Source organism: Spirosoma gilvum (assembly GCF_054776815.1).
This window is the reverse complement of record NZ_BAAHBH010000009.1, coordinates 292,057-312,149: the sequence shown is the minus strand read 5'-3', so window position 1 is coordinate 312,149 and position 20,093 is coordinate 292,057. Positions and strand designations below refer to the sequence as shown.

The window sequence follows — 20,093 nt, the reverse complement described above, 5'->3', positions numbered from 1 at the left end:
CCTTCGGTCGGAATGACAAAAAGGCTTTCGCAAGAGTCCAACAGATTCAATTTTAGAAAACCTCTGTGCTCTCCGTGCCTCCGTGTTTAATTAATAGTTTCTAAACTGCGTTCGATACCCAATTCAAGTCCTCGTAGTTCGGCCAGGCCACGCAACCGGCCAATGGCCGAATAACCAGGGTATGTTTTTTTATGCAGATCATCGAGCATCTGATGGCCGTGATCGGGTCGCATTGGAATGGCCGTTTCGCCAACACCTTCGTTGACACGTCGTTTCTGTTCCAGCACAATCTCTTTGATAACGGCATACATATCGACATCACCCGTTAAATGGTCGGCCTCATGAAAATTACGTGGATCAGCTTCGCGCTTGGTCGTGCGCAAATGAATAAAGTGAATGCGATTGCCGAACCGTCGAACCATACCCGGCAAATCGTTGTCAGGCCGAATACCCAATGAGCCCGTACAGAACGTAATGCCATTGGCGCTTATATCACAGGCATTCATCAGTTGCGCCAGATCTGCCTCAGTACTCACTACACGGGGGAGCCCTAATAACGGCCTTGGTGGATCGTCGGGGTGAATGCACAGATTGACACCCACTTCTTGTGCGACCGGAGCTACTTGCTGAATGAAATAATAGAGATTTTCCCGTAGCACTTTATCCCCAATCTGGCTGTATTCATTCAGTAATCCCTGAAACGTAGCCAGCGAAAACGCTTCTTCAGAACCCGGCAGTCCAAGCAGTACCGTGTTCGTCAATTCAGCTACCTGTTCGGTCGTCATCCGGTCCAATTTCTGCCGGGACGATTCAATGATTTCCGGTTCATAATCGGCTTCTGCACCTGGACGTTTTAGGATATAGAGGTCAAATAGGGCGAAGTCTTCCCAAACGAAGCGGAGTGCTCGCGAGCCATCGGGCATTTCATAGTTAAGATTGGTACGCGACCAGTCCAGTACCGGCATAAAGTTGTAGCAAACCGTACGAATACCGCAGGCAGCCAGGTTCCGGATAGACTGTTGGTACTTTTCGATATACCCAGCACGCGTGGGCCGCCCTTTCTTAATATCTTCGTGCACAGGCAGGCTTTCGACTACGGCCCAGTGCAAGGGCGAATACCGCTGATTATCGGCTTCAATCAGTTGTTTGCGCTGGTTAATTTCCTCAACCGTCCAGAGGTCACCTACGGGAATCTGGTGGAGGGCTGTCACGACGCCGGTACAACCCGCCTGCCGAATAGCCATCAGCGAGACCGGATCGTTCGGACCGAACCAACGCATGGTTTGTAACATACTCATGTAATCACTACTTGGTTAATGTAAACTGTCTTTTGGCAAATTCAAGAAATACAGGCCAATCGAGCGAATCGACATGACCGCCCTCATGATTTCGGAAACCGATCTCTCCGTTGATTAAGGCCACATCCGGTGCAGGCATCTCGGTCGTCCCAACGCCTTTTTTGCCGAGTAATTCATAGACCGGACTTGCACCTACGCAAGCCAGAAACTCACCTTTCGGATCAGCCCAGGTGTCTTTGGTACCTCCGGTAATGAAGATGGGACGAGGTGCTACCAATGCAATTAGTTCATGGGCATCGACCGGCATAGCCGCCCAGTTGCCTCCATATTTCACGAAGTTACCGGCCATCCAGTGGTATTCGCCCGAACCAGCTACATTATCGATAGTTTCGCCCCAGTTCCGTTTTTCCAGTGAAGCACCCAGTGAGCCCGAACAACTGGCGAACACAATGGCCCAGCGTTGGTCTAAAGCCCCAGCTAGAAGGGCTGTCTTTCCCCAGCGCGAATGCCCCTGAATACCTATCTGCTTGGGATTGATCGTTTTATCGGTTTCGAAATAATCAAGTACCCGGCTTAGTCCCCAACTCCAGGCGGCCAGTACACCCCATTCATCAGGCTTTCGTTCGTTACCTTGGTTCATCAGGCCAATGATCCCTTCGTGCAGACCCGCTCCGCTATCCAGCTGAATAGCGCCTGTGTTCACAATGGCCACAGCCCAGCCGGCATCGATCAGCTTTTCAACCGTAGCCATCGGCGTTGGAAACGAACCCCACACGATCACCATCATTGGTACCGGCCCAGACGCTTTTACGGGGTAATAGCGAAGAACGGGAATACTTGGTGTTGCGGAAGGGAATCGGCTGTTATCAATCTGACCTATTAATGTTCGTTTGGTGGCTTTTCCGCCAAGAACCGTACTGTCCGTTCCGGTACTGGCAAACGTAACACGGGGGGTGTTCGCAGGTGTTTTGCCGTAAATCTCGGTCAGGTAATCGTTCAGAATTTCAGGACGACGTTGCTTCCACCAGGCATTGGCATCTTTTACCGGCTTCCCATTTTTCAATTTGAGCGGATCAGGGAGGGTATAATCATTGGCTTTTGCTTCGTCGTAGTTCGACCAATTGCCCCAGCCTGATCGAACATGGGTGTTACCCGCTTCATCGTACCAGTTAGACGTGCCTTCTTTAGGTTTGACATGCTGCGGACGCTTCGGGTCGTCGGCTGGTGGGGGTAACGTTGGCAGCTTCAACGACAGTTTGTCCATCGTCTTTTGCCAGTCTTCCTGGCTGGCAGCCCGCAATTTGTTCATATAGGCCGTCCGCTCCTCCGGTGTCATTTTCTGCATAGTAGGAGCCTGGGCCTTCACTAAACTGCCTGAAAGTGCCACCGAAAAACAACACCCCAGCCAAATGGATTTGAATCGTATAGAAGGTAGTTTATTCGTCATACTTGTTAGCTGTATTGAGTAACTAGATCGTAGTTTATCTTCCGAGAGCTGTGTCTTCACAGCTCTCTCATACGCCAGCTATTCAGAAATTCGGCCTGTGAGGACACAGGCCGAGGAAAGACTACTATCAAACTTCACGCTACAGATTTCAAACTTACACAAAGAACGGAACATCTTTCGGCGCATATTTCCGCATACCTTCTTCGTTGATTTCGACCCCAATACCGGGTTTTTCGGATAGCGGAATAAATCCTTTCTCCACCATCGGCCCGTCGAAGGTAACGATCTCCTTGAACATCGGCTCCTCGTGGAAGTAAATCTGCCATTCCAGAATCAGGAAGTTGGGCACCGACGCACATACGTGACTTGACGCCATGGCGCCCAGGTACGACGCTACCATGTGTGGCGCAAACGGCACGTAATAGAGGTTAGCCAGATTAGCAATTCGTTGCGCTTCGCCTAAGCCACCGGCCTTCTGCAAGTCGGGCATAATGATGTCGACGGCTCCGATTTCGAGTAAGCGCCGGAAGCCGTGGGCTAGGTAATGGTTCTCGCCCGCACAGATGGGGGTTGTGGTAATCTCCCGAATTTGGCGGTATGCTTCGGGATTTTCAGCCGGGATGGGTTCTTCCAGAAAGAGCAACTTGAGCGGCTCCATCATCTTGGCAACGCGTCGGCCGGTGGTCATGTCGTACCTTCCGTGCATGTCGACGCAGATGTCGATTTTAGGACCAACGGCTTCCCGAACGCCCGCAATCTGATTGTACATCCGCTCCAGTTCGCCGGGGCTGGCCGTCCAGTTGTAGGCATCGTATTTATTAGGGTCGTTGCGCTCGTCGATGTCGTATTTTACGGCCGTAAAGCCCATATCGACGGCCCGCTTGGCGCTTTTACCAAAGGATTCCGGGCTGGTATCTGTCTCCCGATAGGCACCCGTATCGCAGTAAACCCGGATTTTATCCCGAAATTTTCCGCCGAGCAGTTGGTACACTGGCAAGCCAAGCGCTTTTCCAACCAAATCCCAAAGGGCCGTTTCAACTGCCGATAATACCGACACATAGATACCCGCCTGCGCCCCTTCAAAGAACCCTGACTTCCGGACGTCCTCGAAAATCCGGTTGACATTCAGCGGACTTCGGCCTTTAATGCGTTGGCCAATCAGTTTGACCAGGTGGTAGGTTCCTACCGATGCATCGACCGCTTCGCCACAGCCCCAGATGCCCTGATTGGTATGCACTTTCACGAACAGGCTATGGCCACCCCGCGTGTAACCACATTTGATGTCGGTAATCTTCAGATCCGACGGAGCCGACGACAGTGGAGTACGCTCGATGGCCGTTTCGAGCCCTTCGCCAAAGCTGGACAGGGCACCGGCACTAAACACACTGGCTAAAGCGCTTTTGGTTAAAAAAGAACGTCTTGAAGTTTTCATAAAAAATAAGGTCAAAGGTGGTCAGGGATTGTCAAGGATTGTCAAAGGTGGTCAGGCGTAGCCAGTCAATACTTGACTATTCCTGACCACCCTTGACAACTTTTGACCACACCTGACTAAAATTTTTACCAGGTTCGATTTTTGAGATAGTCCTGAATCTGTTCTTTCGGAACAGGAAGTTTATCGATGTGCGAATTCAGCCACTGGGAGAAATCTTTTTCGATCTCATCCGACCAGCGTGTGTCGATCTGTCCCGGTGTATATTTCTGTTCGCGCAACCGCTGGTGGCCAAACATATCCCGCAGGCGAATGATCTCGGATGTTTTGACCACTTTTTCGGCCAGATGGGGCGGAATAAAGCAAACTCCTCCATCACGCCCTAACACGATGTCGCCGGGCATCACCATCACCTTTCCGATCCGGGTTGGGCGATTGATACCCACCAGTGTTGTATTCAAATCGCCTTCCGGGTTATGGTGCGACGGGTGATAACTCCGGAAATACGAGGTAAATCCACCAATTTCCTTCAATCCGGCAATATCACGAACGGCACCTTCGTACACGATACCATTGCCCGTTTTGGCATAGATGGAATTGCCCAGATTGTCACCGATAGTAGGCCCGTCTTCATGCATGCCAAACTGGTCGACCACATACACATCACCTTTTACGAGCAGGTCAATTGGCCAGGCGTTCTGCGATTTCACCCGCCCATCTTTTGTATGGCCTTTTTCATCAGTTACCCGGTGAACATCGGGTCGGCCAGGCATAAACGTAGCGGTTACCGCCCGCCCTACCAGCACACTGTCTGGATTGATGGTTTGCCAGCCACCCGCAAACTGATAGCGGTACTTTTCACCTTTCAGCACAGCCCAGGCTTCTTCCTGCGTGACGAGTTTCATCCGTTTCAGGATGGCATCCGATACTTTAGGCCGACCATCCGGGAAACGCTCACCTTTCCAGTCAGGAGTCAGAAAGATGAGTTCTTCTTTCGAGATTTGTTGTGCAACCGATTGCATAGAATGGCCCGTTCCAATCAGTATGGCTAGCCAGACGAATACATGCTTCATGAGTGTACGATTATAAGGAGGTTTAAGAAGGTCTTTTGACTAACGGATTGTAGAATTATTCGCTACCATCCAAAGCAGATTTAGGCATTATCCTACCCTCGATAAGTAAAGGGAACCGTAGGTCGGGTTTAAGATATAGTTTACTTTACCCGAAAAAACTCCACTGCCAATGCGCAAAAACACGATTCAGTACGCTTCAACGATTCTTTTCTTCCTCCTCATAGCCAGTTGGACCCAGGCGCAGACCCTCCGGCCACCCGCTTACCCGCTCATCACGCACGATCCTTTTTTCAGTGTGTGGAGCATGACCGATAAGCTGACCGACTCCCCTACTCGCCATTGGACGGGCAAACCGCAGTCGCTGGAAGGCATTATCCGGGTCGATGGCAAACCGTATCAGTTTCTGGGTGCGGTACCAACCACCTACGAACCGATTCTGGCCACTGGCGAATCGAAACCTTACCCCGCTCGCTATACGCTCGAAAAACCCGATAGAGGTTGGGAAAAAGCAGATTTCGATGATAGTAAATGGTCGTCAGGAACCGGGCCTTTTGGCGATACCCCCGATGCCCATACTAAATGGGTCAACAGCCAGACCATGAAAGATGGAATTTACGTTCGCCGGGAGTTTACGTACGATGGCAAAGCCGACCCCTCGAAATTGCTGCTGACGCTGAATCACGATGATGACGTGGTCATTTACCTCAACGGCACCAAAATTCTGGACAAACCTGATTACGTCAACGAATACATTAACGTACCGTTCCCCGAAGCCGGTCAGAAAGCGCTGAAGACCGGCAAAAATGTGCTGGCGGTGCATTGTGTAAGTCCGCGTGGTGGGTCGTTTATCGATGTCGGTATTGTTAACCCCATCACCAATTCGGCTGTTACAGCAGCCACGCAAACGGGCGTTACGGTATCCGCTACGCAAACGCAATACACCTTTTCGGCGGGTCCTGTTAACCTGAGTTTAAACTTTCTTTCTCCCCTACTGATCGACGACTTGGAGGTAGTGGCCCGGCCTGTTACCTATGTTACGTTTGATGTCCAGTCGTCGGATAAGAAGCCACACTCGGTACAGGTATTCTTTAGTGAACTGGGCACCATTGCGACCAACACCATCGGGCAGGAGGTCATCACTAAAACAGCTCAAACAAGCGGCTTGACCTATCAGGTGGTGGGCACCGAAGCCCAGCCCGTATTAGGCCGCAAAGGCGACAATGTCCGCATCGATTGGGGGTACGCCTATCTGGCCGCTCCCCAACAAACAGGCAATCATACTGCATCGGGACTAGCCAACGGGTTGAAACAGGCATTTTTGACCAAGGGACAGCTTCCAGCTCCGGGTAACCGACCGGGTGCGAAAGCGGCTGTTGATATAGCGATGGCTGCAGTGCTGGATTTTAGCAGTGTAACCGGCCCAGTAACCAAACACCTCCTGCTGGGCTACGACGATCTGTATTCGGTGCAGTATTTCAAGCAGAATTTGCGGGCATGGTGGCATCGGGACGGAAAAACGTCAATGGCCGATCTCCTGCAAACTGCCGAAAAAGAGTACAACCAGCTTCGCCAGAAATGCACGGCCTTCGACGCGAAACTTCGTGCTGATGCTCAGAAAGCGGGGGGCAAAGAATACGCTGATCTGTGTGTATTAGCCTACCGCCAGGCCATTGCCGCCCATAAAATCGTAGCCGGTCCCAAAGGTGAAACGCTATTCTTCTCAAAAGAGAATTTCTCGAACGGCTCCATCGGTACCGTCGACATCACCTATCCATCGGCTCCGCTTTTCCTGCTGTACAATCCCCTTCTGCTGAAAGGTATGATGGAGCCTATTTTTCAGTATTCTGAGCTTGGTCACTGGAGCAAACCGTTTGCCGCGCATGATGTAGGCACGTATCCACTTGCCAATGGGCAAACGTATGGCGAGGATATGCCCGTGGAAGAATGTGGTAATATGCTGATTCTGACGGATGCTATCGCTAAAGCCGAAGGAAACGCCAACTATGCCAAGCAACACTGGAAAACGCTGACGACCTGGGTGGAGTACCTGAAAAAAGATGGTTTCGACCCCGCCAACCAGTTGTGTACCGACGACTTTGCAGGTCATATAGCCCGTAACGCCAACCTGTCTATAAAAGCCATTCTGGGTATCGCGGCTTATGGGCAACTGGCCGCCCAACTGGGCGATAAAGCAACTGCCGAAAGCTACCTGAAAACGGCCAAAGAAATGGCAGCCAAATGGCAACCTCTCGCCCTCGACAAAACCGCATCTGATAAAACCCATTACGACCTTACGTTTGAGAATCCGGCCGACACCTGGAGCCAGAAGTATAACCTGGTGTGGGATAGACTTTTAGGGATTAATATTTTTCCAAAAGAAATTGCTAAAAAGGAAATTGATTACTACCTGACCAAGCAGGAGCCGTATGGTCTGCCTTTGGACAGCCGCAAGACCTACACCAAATCGGACTGGATCATGTGGACGGCTACCATGGCAAGCTCATCTAAAGATTTTCAGGCGCTGATAAAGCCGGTCTGGAAGTACGCCAACGAAACCCCATCACGGGTACCGCTATCCGACTGGCACGAAACAACCAATGCCAAACAGGTTGGTTTTCAGGCCCGGTCCGTAGTCGGCGGTTATTTTATTAAGATGCTCGAAAGCAAACTGGTCAAGTAAGCGATATGAAACGACAATCCGTAATCACTCTACTCTGCGCTCTCTTCATTACCCACTTTACGGTTGCTCAAACGCCAGCCGTCAGTCAGCTTCAGCCAGCACCGATTATGAGTCGCTGGGAGAAGCAAATCACGCCTGAAAATGCCTGGCGAGAGTACCCACGCCCGCAGTTGGTCCGAAAGCAGTGGCAGAATCTGAACGGCCTGTGGGATTATGCCATTACTGCCAAAACGGCTCCCAAACCGACGCAGTTTAGTGGTCAGATTCTGGTTCCGTTTGCCGTTGAGTCGACGCTGTCGAAAGTCACAAAATCGCTCTTACCTGACCAGCGATTGTGGTACCGCCGAACCATCAGCCTGCCACAGGATTGGAACGGTCAGCGGGTGATTCTCCACTTTGGCGCGGTCGATTACGAATGCAACCTGTGGGTCAATGATGGGCTGGTTGGCTCGCATACCGGCGGCTCCGATTCGTTTAGCTTCGACATTACGGATTATCTGAAAGACGGTTCCAACGAACTCGTTTTGGGCGTAACCGACCCAACCTCAACTGGTGAGCAGCCTCGTGGTAAGCAACTGCTCAATCCTAACGGCATCTGGTACACGCCCGTATCGGGTATCTGGCAAACGGTCTGGATGGAACCGGTTCCCAAACAAACCTACATCGAAGAAGTACGGCTAACCCCTGAACTGGATTCCAGCCGTGTGCGTGTAGAAGTGTTGCTCGATAAACCAGCCAATAACTTCACAACGGCGGTTCGGGTGACGGCTTTGGAGGGAAATCAAACAGTAGCCTCTACACTGGTACGTGCGGGACGAGTCGCCTATTTGTCGCTGAAAAATCCTAAGCTGTGGTCGCCGGATAAGCCCTTCCTGTATGACTATCGGGTTGAACTAGTGACCGTTACCGATCCCTTTGGCGATACACCCCGCAACCGTCGCCCGCGCCAGGACGAAGCTTTACGTACGGCCTATGCCAATGCGACTGTTACAGGCAATCCACTCGATGCCGTTACAGGTTATTTCGCCATGCGCAAGATTTCGGTTGGGCCGGGCCCCGTCGCCAACCAGCCGGTTTTGCTGCTGAACAACAAGTTTGTTTTCCAGAACGGTCCGCTCGATCAGGGCTGGTGGCCGGGTGGTTTACTAACTCCCCCTTCCGACGAGGGCATGACCTTTGAGATTGATTTCCTCAAAAAATCAGGCTTCAATATGCTTCGCAAGCACATCAAGGTCGAACCCGAACGCTACTACTACCTCTGCGACAAGCTGGGCATCCTGATCTGGCAGGACATGCCATCGGGTTTTCTGGAAGGACAAAACGAAGCTCCCGGCGATCAGTCGGAACCCATACGTCGATCGAAAGGGAAAGAGCAGTTCGAGCTGGAACTCCGCCGGATGATGAACCGCCTGCATAATCACCCAAGTATCGTAACCTGGGTAGTACATAACGAAGGCTGGGGCCAGTACGACAACAACCGGCTGTCTGATTGGGTAAAAGCCATTGACCCGAGCCGGACCGTCAATGCCGTCAGCGGCTGGAACGACCGGGGTGCCGGTGAATTTTTCGACATTCATACCTATCAGGAAGAGCCTAACGCACCTACTCCTAAAACCAATCGGGTTGTTGTGATTGGCGAGTTTGGAGGCATCGGCTGGCCTGTTCAGGGGCATCTTTGGAATCCGAATATGCGCAATTGGGGTTATCAGACGTATCAATCGGCCGAAGTTGTAGAGCAAGCCTATCGGAAGAAATACGCCAAAATCATCGAGTATTACCAGAAACAGGCCTTATCGGCGGCTGTTTACACACAGACAACCGATGTGGAAGGTGAAGTAAACGGCCTGCTCACCTACGACCGGGAAGTGATTAAAATACCGGTTGAAACGCTTCGTCAAATTCATGCGCCATTGTTCAAATGAGTAGACTCCACCTGGTTTTTGTCATGCTGACGAAGGAAGCATCTAAAGATCTCCAAAGGAATAAATAAGGATGCTTTAAGATGCATCCTTCGTCAGCATGACAAAAACACCCTTTCCCCCTTGACTTTATGAAACGCAGAACCTTCCTCAACCAGTTGACCAGCGCATCAGCGCTTGCGTTTGGCCCCTCCCTTACTAGTCAGGCCGCTACGTCGCTTTTCGATTATGCTGGAGCCGACGATCTGATGAAGCACAGAATCGCGGATATCAGTTATACCGAAGTTCAGTTGAAGTGGCCGCGTTTCGTGGGAAAGAACGCCCGTCGCGACATTCACGGCTATGGACCCAAAGTAACTGTCTGCACGCTCACCACCGATCAGGGTGCCAAAGGCTGGGGCCAGCCCAATGGTCGACGGAATGACGAGGTGATCGGCTATGTAAAAGGCAAGCGGGTTGCCGATTTGTTTCAACCGGCTCAGGGCGTTACCGATACCAAGGCGCTGGCGTTCGATGTTCCGCTGCACGATCTGGCGGGGGTTATTCTCAACAAGCCGGTTTATCAGCTAATGGGTCAGAAGAAACCCATCCTGACCAAGTGCTACAGCGGCATGATTTATTTCGATGAGCTAGAGCCGAAAGAAGGAAAAGTGGGAACGTTAGCCAATGGGTTCGATAAAATCCTGGAGGAGTGTAAGCACGATTACGACATGGGCTATCGTCAGTTTAAACTCAAAATTGGGCGGGGGAATATGTGGATGGATAAATCGGCGGGGCTGCAACGCGACATCGACGTGACCAAACTCGTCGCCAAAACCTTCCCAGACTGCGAAATTCTGGTCGATGGAAACGATGGCTTCACCCCCGAAAGCATGATCGCCTATGTAAAAGGTATTGGCAACATTCCGCTGTTCTGGATTGAAGAGCCTTTTGCCGAAACTGTAGCCGACTACCGGAAACTGCGGGACTGGTTAACGGCCAATAAGGTAAAAACATTGCTGGCCGATGGTGAGTACGATCCCGACCAAAAACTCCTCCGCGAGTTGGAAACCCAGAAACTGATCGACGTACACATCACTGACATCATGGGGTATGGCTTTACACCCTGGCGAAAAATCATGCCCGAACTGCAAAAGATGGGCATTCAGGCATCACCCCATGCGTTCGGCGAATTGCTCAAAACCCACTACACCGCTCACCTGACAGGCGCATTAGGCAATACCGTCACCATCGAAGGTGTCCCCTGCACCAGCGATGATATCGACTTTGGCGACTATAAACTAGTTGGTGGCCAACTGGTTCCATCCCCTGCGCCGGGCTTCGGCATGAAATTATTGAAGACGGCGTAGTTTCTTTTGATATGATTCTTAACAATTGCTTTTACCCCGTGTCTGTGAGGATACAGACACGGGCGCATTTGATCAATTTTTCTATTAGATTACTGTGAATCAACCTCTTACACTATTCTTTATACTACTGGCCTTTCTGTGGATTAGCTTTTCGAACTCCACGCAAGCGCAAACGCCACGCCCGAAAATGCTATTCGGCGATACAACGCATCGTAAGCCAGGTTTTTCGAAAGATCCGCATGTAGTCTGGTTCAAGAATCGCTATATGCTGTATTATTCGTTGCCGCTCTACAAAGACTCAGATGGGGCCGAGCATTGGGGTATTGGCATTGCCGAAAGCAGTGATCTAATGAACTGGCAGAAAGTCGCCGAAATCACACCCACCACGGACTATGAGCAAAAAGGCCTGTGTGCTCCGGGTGCGCTCATTCGTGATGGAGTTGTGCATTTGTTTTACCAGACCTATGGCAACGGTCGCAACGATGCCATTTGCCATGCCGTTTCGAAAGACGGTATTCATTTCGATCGCAATCCGACTAATCCTATCTTCCGCCCGGCCATCAGTGACTGGTCGTGCGGGCGAGCCATCGACGCGGACGTCATTCGATTTAACGATCAGTATTTTCTCTATTTTGCGACCCGCGATCCAGCCTTTAAAATTCAGCAATTGGGCGTAGCGGTTGCCCCCGCCAACACGAATTTCAACCGAAGCGATTGGCGCCAGCAAGCTATTACCGGACCGATTCTAAAGCCTGAACTACCCTGGGAAGGTGAATGTATCGAAGCTCCATCGGTGATTGAGCGCAATGGTGTGCTCTATATGTTTTATGCAGGTGCTTATAACAATTGGCCGCAGCAGGTCGGCATTGCCAAAAGTCAGGATGGATTGCATTGGGAACGGATTCAGAATGAGCCCTTCCTGAAAAACGGCCAACCGGGTTCCTGGAATGCCAGCGAGTCGGGTCATCCGCATATTTTCACCGATCCGGTCGGCAAAACCTATTTATTTTTCCAGGGTAACAACGACAAAGGCAAAAGCTGGTATTTATCCAACATACCGGTTAACTGGACTGCTTCAGGGCCTCTATTATCGAAGTAAACTAAAGGCCTAATCAAAAGCCTCCAAAATTTGCTCTTATTGATTCAGTGTTTTTGTCATTCCGACCGGAGGGAGGAATCTCAAATTATATTCACCTGAGAGTGTGGCAAACTTGAGATTCCTCCCTCCGGTCGGAATGACAAAGCGCTACCTTATTTTGGCTAAAAAAAAAGCGAATTAACTCTCAAAATAGAAAAGCCTGTTTTTTGGCCAAAAACAGGCTTTTCTATTTTTTTATAACAAATAACTAATCATTTAGTTGTAAAACTAATCCATTAGTCATAACTTTCGTTTACCAATAAAATCTCAGGAGAAAACCATGTCGATCCGCGAACTCACCAAAGCTGAAGAAGAAATAATGCGTGTGCTCTGGCAACTCAAAAAAGGGTTTGTCAAAGACGTACTGGCCGAGCTACCCGAGCCCAAGCCTGCCTACAATACAGTCTCAACCATTATTCGCATTCTGGAGAAAAAGGAACTGGTCGGTTATACGGCCTATGGAAAGACGCATGAGTACTATCCACTGATCACCGAAGAAGAATACCGCCGTTTTCAGACCGAGCAGCTTATGGCGAACTACTTCGATAATTCGCTCAAAAAGCTCGTATCGTTTTTCGTCAAGGATAAGAATATCAGCCTGAACGAAGCGGACGAAATCATCAAACTCCTAAACCAGCAGAAAGACAAATGAACACGCTCGACTATTTTCTCAAAGCGAATCTCTATGGTTTGCTGTTCGTAAGCTGTTACTGGTTATTGCTCCGTCGGCATACGTTTTTCAGCCTGAACCGTGCCTATCTACTGCTTTCGGCTATAGCCTCGCTGGCACTACCACTGGTCAGTCTACCGACCCAGACAGTAGAAACGCTGCCTGTTCCTGTGGGTGTGATTGTGCTGCCTGTATCGGCCATAGCGATGCCCGAGGAAACAGGGCCTGACTGGAACGAAATCGGTCTGATTGCGTATGGTCTACTTGCTTTGTTTTTAGTAGTACGACTAATTGTCCACATGGCTCAGTTGATGGCATTCATCCACCAATCGGACCAGCATATTTTCGACGAGTATGTGTTGGTAGAGCCAACGAAAATAGCGCCAACCTTTTCTTTTTTCCGGTATCTGGTTCTGAATCCGGAAGACAGGAACAATAGTCTGATTATTAACCATGAACTAGTGCATATCCGGCAATATCATAGTCTTGATGTGCTTGGCATGGCATTGTTAAAAGCGATATTCTGGGCCTGTCCGGCCCTATGGCTACTTGATCGTATGCTTCGGCAGGTACATGAATTTCTGGCCGATAAAGCCATTTCTCAACCAACTGATTACGCTCACTTTCTGCTTCAGTACACCTTTGGTCAACAGCCCGATGCGCTTGTCAACGGCTTTTTCAACCCATCGCTGCTGAAACAACGCATCCTGATGCTTCATCAGAAAGCCACTACGCGCTGGGCCCTGGGCAAATATCTTCTGATTCTCCCACTCGCGCTGGGTCTACTGGCTATGACTACCGCCCGTGAGCAACTTTCTGACATAGTTAATCAGGTAACGAACGACACAATCACCGTTTCGGGCCGAGTGACCAATGCAGCAGATGGGAAGCCATTGCCGGGGGTTAGTGTCATTCTTAAAAATAGCAATGTAGGCACAACAACAGATGTAGAAGGAAATTACCAGCTTGTCAACGTTCAGAAAACGGCATCATTGGTATTCAGCTTTATTGGTTTTGAGACAACCGAACTAGAGGTAAAAGGCCGTTCATCAATCAATGCCAGCCTTCGGATACAAAGTAATAAGTTGAATGAGGTAGTAGTCGTGGCCTACGAGCCGACTTCCAAGCCTACTACCTCAACAGATACGCAGGGCAAAGTTAAAAGCTCGTCGTCGGGCAAAGGCGAGGTGTTTACAGTTGTGGAACAGGTGCCGGAGTTTCCGGGTGGCATGCAGGCACTGGGTCAGTACCTCGCCCGTAACCTACGCTACCCCAAAGAAGCTCAGCAAAACCGGATACAGGGTCGGGTATTTGTCCAGTTTGTTGTCTCGCAACAGGGTGATATTCAGAACCTACGTGTACTGAAAGGTATTGGTGGCGGCTGCGATGAGGAAGCTGTCCGGGTAGTAAGTCAAATGCCCAAATGGAATCCTGGCAAGCAAAATGGAGAGGCTGTAGCCGTACAGTACAATCTACCCATTCAGTTCCAGTTGGAAAAGTCTGAAGATAAACGGTCAGGGCAAGTACTGGAACCTAAGTCCGATTCATCGAAAAAACTGAATTATATCCTAGATAATAGCAAGAATGGTCGATATGCTCTTTACAATGATATGAATTCGTCCGGAATCCGTCCAGCGGACTCAAGCATAAACGCCTATCCAACCGTTCGTATTCGGGGTAATGGGTTTCAAACTGGCGAGCCTCTATACATCATAGATGGTGTAGAGGTGAAAAGGGATTTGGTGACTATCAACGACAAATTCCCGCTGGGTATTCAGTCATTGGATCCAAATAGTATAGAAAGCATCACTGTACTGAAAGATGGGTCAGCCATTGCAACTTACGGTGATAAAGGGAAAAATGGTGTCGTTCTCATAACTACGAAAAAGAAATGAACATGTTCGCTTATCTTCTCACAGCCAGCCTGTTTCTGCTCTTATTCTACGGCTGCTATACGCTACTGCTGCGCCGAAATACGTTCTTCGGGCTAAACCGATCGTATTTACTGCTATCCATTGGGTTATCGCTGACTTTACCCTTTGTCGAGCTTCCGAGCGAAAACCTAACCTCGCTTTCTGCGGGTAGTATAACCTTACCGACGTTTGTGGTTGGTCAGCAGTCAGTAAGCGACTACTCCTTAACGCTGGTGGATCGGATCGGTATCGTTTATGGCCTGGGCATACTCGTCATGCTCATTCGGTTAGTGCTCAATGTTTGGGCTGTTTTTCGGCTCATACGCTCAGGAAAAGCAGAACAACGAGAGGCTTACACACTCATTCGGCTTCCCGATAATTCGTCGCCATCGTTCTCATTTGGGCCTTATCTGGTTCTAAACCGAACGGATGCACTTGCCGAGCCGGATGCACTACTCCGCCATGAAGAAGCTCACATTCACCAGCGTCATACAGTCGATATCCTCTTTCTGGAAATGGCACAATTAGCCTTCTGGTTCAACCCTATATTGATTTACTACAAACGTGCGTTGCAGGAAGTCCACGAATTTCTGGCCGACCGGGCTGTTTTAAAAACGCCCCAACCCGACTACCCACGTCAATTAGTCGCCTACGCTCTCAATGTGTCGCCCTCAGCCCTTACGACACCTTTTGTCTCTCAATCAACTCTCAAACAACGAATCATTATGCTACAAAAACCGGCATCGAAACGTCTGGCATTGCTTGGATATGTACTGGTACTACCCTTGGCAGGCTGCCTGCTTATGTGTACGCAATCGGAAAAAGATCTGCCAGTCTCAGCAGCAAGGAAGCCTGTGAAAGTGGAAGGTGACGTCTTCACTGTTGTTGAAGATCATCCCCAATTTCCAGGTGGTATGAAAAAATTAGGTGAATACCTGAGCGAAAACTTAAACTATCCCGATGCGGCTGTAAAAGCCAAGGTAGAGGGTAAAGTCTTTGTTCGTTTTATTGTTACAGACAAAGGCGAGATTACGAATGTGGAGGTCTTGAAAGGTATTGGTCATGGAGCTGACGAAGAAGCGATTCGGGTGGTTGAACAAATGCCCAACTGGATACCTGCCCGGCAAAACGGCAAAGCGGTTAACGTAATGTATAACTTACCGATTCGATTTCAGTTAGGTGATAAAGTATTATCGAATACTGGAAACTTTAAACTTCCTTCTCCTCCAGTTCCGGCCGAAAAACAATCGGCATTTTTTACGGTGCCAATTGAGGACGCCGAAATCCTGGCAGCGTATAAACACTTCATCGTAAATGGCAACGAAGTTGGTTTTAATGAATTTATAAAATATGATAAAGCTGATATCGTAGAAGCCAGTTCGAGTGAACAAACAATTCGGCTTCAAACCAATTAAGCTTATATGAGCATTAACCTAAAGGCCTGATGGATACACAATTTCCATCAGGCCTTTAGGTTAATTGCCAGTAGCTAACGCCAACTTATTTCAGTCGTTCCTGCAAAATCGTCAAAATCAATTCTACAGTCGTTTCTAATCTTGCCTGCCCAGCTTTTAGATCAGCTACATCAGTCTTTAGACTAGATACATCAGATTTTAGCTCTGATATATCATTCTCTACTCGATCAAACCGGTCATCAACTCGATTAAATCGGTTATCAACTTGATCAAACCGTTTATCAACTCGATCAAATCGGTGGTTGACAGTGACGGTTAAATCGGCTACTCCTTTGGCAATGGTCTCGATCTGCCGTCCGTGATCAACAGCCAGGGTTTCTAATTGCTCGACGCGTTCTTCAAGGTACATGATCAAATATACAATTTTATTGGATACACGTACTAAGACGCGAAAAAGAATCAAACGTCATTCGTTATTCTTTCATGAGTTTCCGGTTTGCCTTGCCATTAGCGGTTTGCACTTCCAGAAAGTACAATCCTTTGGGCAATTGGCCAACATCCAGCGTTGCACTTCGCTGATGAGCCCGTACAGCCGGTTGCAGTACCGTTGTACCTGTCAGCGTACGAACCGATAAATTTTCAATTGTTTCAGTTCCGGGCAGTTCTATGGTGAGTGTTGTAGTAACCGGGTTCGGATAAACTGATAAGGCATCGGCCCAGGCCGGTTCAGTTCCAGTCACAGCTAACACATTAAACGTTCGCTCGACCATAGTAGCAGCCGCATACTGATCATTTCCATTCTGGAAAGCCTGTACCGTCACGCTGCCTACTCCATTGAATTTCAGTGTTGAGCCACTGAGGGTGGCCGGGCCACTTTTCACCAGGAATCCAACGGCCAGATTCGAGGAACAGGTAGCTTTCAGAACCAGATCGCCCTGGTTGACATACCGATCAGTAATCGCATCGAAGGTAATTGTCTGAGCCGTTTTCTGGACACGGGCAGCCGTTGTGTACCAGACAGGCCATTTTGCACCGGTGTATAATTGCGATACCGAACCCGTTGGCGACACTTTATCCGCATTTAATTTGATAGTCGATATGTTTTCATTCGATCCTGATTCCGTATTGAATACCAGCTGATTATCCAGCCGTGAATAGCTTGGAAACCCTAATACATTATTTTCGTAAACGCCTTTGAGTGATCCGGTGCTTATGTCCGTCGCCAACACATAATAGCTATCGTCATTGGCATTGTAGTAGTCGAAAGCAATGACATCCGGGGAGTTTTTTGAGAACGAGGGGTTACCAATGCTTTCGCCTTCGTCCAGATTGGTAAACAGTTTTTCGATCTGACCCTTGGCAAAGTTACCTGTACTGTTGCTCCAGACATTGATCAAACCTACATCCCAGTAATCAATATCATCACCGCTGCTGCTTTTCAGTGCATTGTAGGCATCGTACACAATGTTTTCACCCGTAAAGTCCCACTCAAACGAGTCAGCATATTGCACATCGCCGGTTTGGACGCCCTGTGCAGTAGTTGGATTATAGAGCTGAAACTGCGACCATTTCTGCTTGTCGTAGCTGTACACATAAATAGATCCATCATGATCGGCAGTTAAGGCTGCCAGTTTTTTACCATCGCGCGAAATGGCCACATTATCCCAGATCGTTTCGTTGGAAATGATGGTTTCATTAGGTGTACCCGTTAGGTTCACTGCCCGGATTCGTTTGTCAGTCGTGACATAGTAGGCATATTTTCCATCGTCAGTAACGCTGGGGCGGTGGAGCAAACCTAAATTGGTTTTTTGATCAAATTTCGCAGGCGACACCCCAATCGTGGTCGAATATACTTTTGAGGTGCTCGCATCGGCCAGCAAGAGTAAATCCTGACCTGATGCGACTGGAATGTCAGGTTGTTTGCCGGGGTTCGTTTGTGTACCATCCGTTATACCTACTGCATCGAACGCATTTTTGGCCGCCGTAACTTCAGCGCCATTGGGCCCGTACAATTCGCCAGCGGCTTTGATAACGGCCAGGCGTAAATCCAGAAACTGAGACGTACGCACCAGATAGGCTGTCAGTGCGCGGTAATAGACCTGCTCAGCTTTGTCTTTGCCGATAGCGGTTGCGAACTTATAGAACGCGAAATTTGGGATGCCGCTGTTGGTATGCACACCGCCGTTGTCGTCGCTGGTATTTTCATACTGCGACATGGTAGCGGGCTGATAGCCATTCGGATCTTTTGCTTTACCACCCTGATTGGGATTCGACAGGTCGCGCAACGCACCTGAAGGCAGTAAAGCCGGGGTGGCAATTTGTTCGCCTATTGTCCAGTTACTTCGGTCGATCATGGCGCCGAACACATCGGCCATCGACTCATTGATAGCACCCGACTGACCCTTATACTGTAAGTTGGCGGAGTTTTGGATAACACCGTGGGTCATTTCGTGCCCGGCCACATCCAGCCCTCCCGCCAGTGACTTTAAATATTTCCCATTACCATACGCCATCACTTTACCATTCCAGTAGGCATTATCCATCGCTTTCCCATCATCGTCGGGCATATTGACAATAGACACCATCGTTTCGCCGGTACCACTGAGTGCATTCCGTTTGAACGTATTCAGATAATATTCATACGCAATTCCACCGTTGTAATGAGCGGAAATTGCGTTGGCACTCCAATCCGTATTGTTGGTCGACGTGATCTGGTAAAATTTCTGGTTATCACCAAAAGTATTTCGAGCATCAATGGTCCAGAGTGCGCCAATCGGACTGTCCGGCATTTTCGACGAAGTCGACTTAAACATCGCCCGTGATGCGTCGATCAGGTAGTACCCATTTGTCGACTGCTGATAGGTCTGAAAGGAACGGGTAACACCATTTAAGTCTTTGCCGGTTGCCTTGATCGGCCCTACAAACGAGCAGGTATGGTTGTATTTATCCAGCACATCACCCGTTTGTGCATCAATCACGTATTCCCAGCGTTCGAGCATGTTGGGCCGAACAGTTAGGGCATAAGCCAGTTTGGCCGCGCCATCGGGCATCGTAAAAATACACAGATCGCCCTCCGATGATTTTAAATTCAGCAGGTTATCGCCAAATGACCGAACCGTCGACGTTTTGCGAACATCCTTAAGCGCCAGACTTGATGCATCCGTTAGTGCCAACCGGGGCGTAGTGACCAGTCCTTCCGGTGCAGGTTGGTAACGTCCATTGATGGAGGTTACTTCGCCATCGGCCAGGTGAGCCACCAGTTCTGCGCCTAGAACGGGGATACCCCGATACGTTTGCGCCAATCGAACGTGGGTTTGACCCAGTTCATCCGTTTCGGTTCGGGAAACGGTAAAATTATCTTCAGGCTTATCGAGCTTGAGCAGATCGCGAACCTGTCCCATAAACTGAAACGTGACCGACACAGCCGCTGCTGCCGACAGTCGGGCTCCGCTTTTCTTCGCAGTAGTAACCCCTGGCGCCGTCGACTTTTTTCGTTCAATAAATATAGGCAGATTGGTAGCTGTATCCCGAACGACCCGCAACCGAATGGGCTCCAGCGTCAGTGGGGAAGCCCCCCTTGCCAGCAGCATCTGACCGGCAGAACGATCGTTGGGTAGCGGCATAACCGTTGCATTCAACCGCTGAGCCAACCCCGGCGCAGGAGCCGAAGTTTTCATTTTACGACCAAAACCTGGACTGGGCTGCTGCGCAACGGAAGCGCCTGTTGTCAGGAGAGCCAGGAAAAGTAGATGTGGTTTCATT

13 protein-coding genes are annotated in these 20,093 nt (G+C 49.6%); 7 read left to right on the top strand and 6 right to left on the bottom strand.

The window, feature by feature from the left end:
• Positions 1 to 86 precede the first annotated feature (86 nt).
• The 4 genes from uxuA to ACYVFD_RS23685 all read right to left on the bottom strand — a co-directional run bounded on the left by uxuA (position 87) and on the right by ACYVFD_RS23685 (position 5,247).
• Positions 87 to 1,298 carry a mannonate dehydratase gene (gene uxuA, locus ACYVFD_RS23700; RefSeq protein WP_461092983.1) on the bottom strand — a complete coding sequence of 404 codons (1,212 nt, stop codon included), beginning with the start codon at positions 1,296 to 1,298 and terminating at the stop codon, positions 87 to 89.
• Positions 1,299 to 1,305: 7 nt separating this feature from the next.
• Entirely contained in the window at positions 1,306 to 2,745 is a 1,440-nt protein-coding gene (locus ACYVFD_RS23695) for an alpha/beta hydrolase family protein (protein ID WP_461092982.1), read from the bottom strand.
• A gap of 154 nt (positions 2,746 to 2,899) precedes the next feature.
• On the bottom strand, positions 2,900 to 4,177 hold the full coding sequence (locus ACYVFD_RS23690; protein ID WP_461092981.1) for a mandelate racemase/muconate lactonizing enzyme family protein: 1,278 nt from the start codon (positions 4,175 to 4,177) through the stop codon (positions 2,900 to 2,902).
• 125 nt (positions 4,178 to 4,302) lie between these two features.
• Positions 4,303 to 5,247 carry an RraA family protein gene (locus ACYVFD_RS23685; protein ID WP_461092980.1) on the bottom strand — a complete coding sequence of 315 codons (945 nt, stop codon included), beginning with the start codon at positions 5,245 to 5,247 and terminating at the stop codon, positions 4,303 to 4,305.
• A 169-nt stretch (positions 5,248 to 5,416) separates the two neighbouring features.
• Between ACYVFD_RS23685 and ACYVFD_RS23680 the strand changes: the two genes are divergently transcribed.
• From ACYVFD_RS23680 to ACYVFD_RS23650, 7 genes are all read left to right on the top strand, one after another.
• Positions 5,417 to 7,927 carry a glutaminase family protein gene (locus tag ACYVFD_RS23680; RefSeq protein ID WP_461092979.1) on the top strand — a complete coding sequence of 837 codons (2,511 nt, stop codon included), beginning with the start codon at positions 5,417 to 5,419 and terminating at the stop codon, positions 7,925 to 7,927.
• Between the two features lie 5 nt (positions 7,928 to 7,932).
• The gene (locus ACYVFD_RS23675; RefSeq protein WP_461092978.1) at positions 7,933 to 9,849 is read left to right on the top strand and encodes a glycoside hydrolase family 2 protein; all 1,917 of its coding nucleotides are present in this window, start codon (positions 7,933 to 7,935) and stop codon (positions 9,847 to 9,849) included.
• 128 nt (positions 9,850 to 9,977) lie between these two features.
• The gene (locus tag ACYVFD_RS23670) at positions 9,978 to 11,195 is read left to right on the top strand and encodes an enolase C-terminal domain-like protein (protein WP_461092977.1); all 1,218 of its coding nucleotides are present in this window, start codon (positions 9,978 to 9,980) and stop codon (positions 11,193 to 11,195) included.
• Between the two features lie 94 nt (positions 11,196 to 11,289).
• Positions 11,290 to 12,294 carry a family 43 glycosylhydrolase gene (locus ACYVFD_RS23665; RefSeq protein ID WP_461092976.1) on the top strand — a complete coding sequence of 335 codons (1,005 nt, stop codon included), beginning with the start codon at positions 11,290 to 11,292 and terminating at the stop codon, positions 12,292 to 12,294.
• A 319-nt stretch (positions 12,295 to 12,613) separates the two neighbouring features.
• Positions 12,614 to 12,985 carry a BlaI/MecI/CopY family transcriptional regulator gene (locus ACYVFD_RS23660; protein ID WP_461092975.1) on the top strand — a complete coding sequence of 124 codons (372 nt, stop codon included), beginning with the start codon at positions 12,614 to 12,616 and terminating at the stop codon, positions 12,983 to 12,985.
• A complete protein-coding gene (locus ACYVFD_RS23655) occupies positions 12,982 to 14,898 on the top strand; it encodes a TonB family protein (RefSeq protein WP_461092974.1) in 1,917 nt (638 codons plus the stop codon). Before ACYVFD_RS23660 ends, ACYVFD_RS23655 begins: the two co-directional genes overlap by 4 nt.
• Positions 14,895 to 16,331 carry a M56 family metallopeptidase gene (locus tag ACYVFD_RS23650; protein WP_461092973.1) on the top strand — a complete coding sequence of 479 codons (1,437 nt, stop codon included), beginning with the start codon at positions 14,895 to 14,897 and terminating at the stop codon, positions 16,329 to 16,331. The genes ACYVFD_RS23655 and ACYVFD_RS23650 overlap by 4 nt, the downstream gene beginning before the upstream one ends.
• Before the next feature lie 85 nt (positions 16,332 to 16,416).
• Here ACYVFD_RS23650 and ACYVFD_RS23645 read toward each other — a convergent pair whose 3' ends face one another.
• A complete protein-coding gene (locus ACYVFD_RS23645) occupies positions 16,417 to 16,740 on the bottom strand; it encodes a hypothetical protein (RefSeq protein WP_461092972.1) in 324 nt (107 codons plus the stop codon).
• A 64-nt stretch (positions 16,741 to 16,804) separates the two neighbouring features.
• On the bottom strand, positions 16,805 to 20,092 hold the full coding sequence (locus ACYVFD_RS23640) for a M4 family metallopeptidase (protein WP_461092971.1): 3,288 nt from the start codon (positions 20,090 to 20,092) through the stop codon (positions 16,805 to 16,807).
• Between the last annotated feature and the right edge of the window lies 1 nt (position 20,093).